Genomic DNA, 1,588 nt, shown 5'->3' with positions numbered 1-1,588 from the left:
TGTTAATGATTTCATGAGCTGTCACCAGACTGCTCACACGAATTGTCATCAGATTGCTTAACTGCCTGTCATAGATAATGGTGGATTCGCCGCCCGAAAACGGGCGGCTGACTTTTACTTAGTTGTGACCGTGAGCATTTCATGCTCTACTACAAACTTGATCATATAGTCATCGACCAGACGTCTCTGCTGTTGGAAGGCATACATCAGTGCCTTTTCGCAGATCCGGTTGATCATACGGGGAATTCCGGCAGATGCCTTGTGGATCTCATCCACTGCTTTTTCAGTAAAAACCTCCTGAGAACATCCAGAATACGCCATATGACTTCCGATGTACTGTTCTGTTTCCGATCTGTCCAGATGTGGAAGCGTACAATACATATCGATTCTCTGGCGAATAGCAGCGTAACGCTGTAACTTCAGTTTGTTTTCCCAAAGTTCTGTCTGCCCGACAAGGACTACTGCCATGGGACTGACAGAATCAAATTTGTAATTCAAAAGAAATCGGAATTCTTCCAGCGTTTCTTTTTCCAATAGATGAGCTTCATCAAGGATACAGACAACTTTCTTGTGCTGTACTCCACGGATGATTTCAATTTCCTGCTGTAGCTGGCGTTTGGAATCTCCCCGATAAAACCTTGATTCCAGACCGAGCTGATCCAGCAGCCCCTTATAAAACCATCTTGGAGTCAGCTTTGAGTCTGAAAGATAAAGAACGATGTAATCCTCTTTAGGAAGCTCTGAGTAAAACCGGCGGATCAGCGTTGATTTCCCACATCCGGAATCAGCGGTTACAACCGCAAACATCTGGCGGTCTGCCACATAGGATAAACGCCCTAATGTCTCGCGAAAAGCAGATGATTCATACAGCTTTTCAGGCGGAACATCACGGACAAAGGGTGTGTGTTCCATACCGAAGAATGCCTCATACATTGTCATTCGCCTCCTTCCGATAGGATGCAAATGAAATCGCGTCAGCCATCTGACGCTGTGTCTGTGCATGGCGGTTTTCTAAAGCATCAAGAAAACGGGATGTGCTCGGTTTCTGTTCCTGCATGGATGCCGGTAATACGGGACGTTTGTCACAGTATGAGCTGATTTTTATAGGCTGTGCTGTAAAAGGTTCATAGCCTGGATAAGAAACCGTGATCGTTTCAGGCGCGGCAGGGTCATAAGAAATTTCAACTTTATGCCCAATCAGTGATGGTTTTGTCTCGTATTTTATTCCGCGGAAACTGATACATCCGCCTTTGTCAACTTTGCGTTCTTCGTGATGAAGGAAAGCTTCCGCTACGACTGAAACATCCAGGAAAGTGAGCGGGCGGCTGTCGCGGTTCCATTCCTGAAGAGGTGTGATCCCTTCTTCCGGGACCGCAGCTCCAAGGCTTTCATAGTACTCACTGATCCCTTCATGAGATTTCTTGTGATAATACTCGTCTGCGAAGATCTCCCAGAGACGGTTTAATTCATCCAGGCTTTTGATACCCTTCAGCTTCGATTCGCGGATAAAATCATCCACGACCTGGTGGAACTTTTCGATCTTGCCTTTGCTTTTTCCGCTTCTCGGCTTTGCATGAATGACACGGAT

Annotated in this window: 2 protein-coding genes; both read right to left on the bottom strand. The window is 46.2% G+C overall.

Annotated elements, in window-relative coordinates:
* Positions 1-114: 114 nt before the first annotated feature.
* Complete coding sequence (locus ACTNBR_RS16385) at positions 115-939, bottom strand: ExeA family protein (protein WP_330578382.1); 825 nt, start codon at positions 937-939, stop codon at positions 115-117.
* Positions 926-1,588, bottom strand: a 663-nt coding sequence (locus tag ACTNBR_RS16380) for a Mu transposase C-terminal domain-containing protein (protein ID WP_441019253.1), incomplete at its 5' end; no start/stop codon positions are given. The genes ACTNBR_RS16380 and ACTNBR_RS16385, both read right to left, overlap by 14 nt.

This window comes from Bariatricus sp. HCP28S3_F11, from assembly GCF_052065395.1.
GTDB lineage: Bacteria > Bacillota > Clostridia > Lachnospirales > Lachnospiraceae > Allocoprococcus.
This window is presented reverse-complemented; position numbering and strand designations above follow the sequence as displayed.

Bases quoted from the DNA above. Each gene is read 5' to 3' on its own strand.
- ACTNBR_RS16385 (WP_330578382.1), bottom strand. From the start codon at position 939: ATGACAATGTATGAGGCATTCTTCGGTATGGAACACACACCCTTTGTC.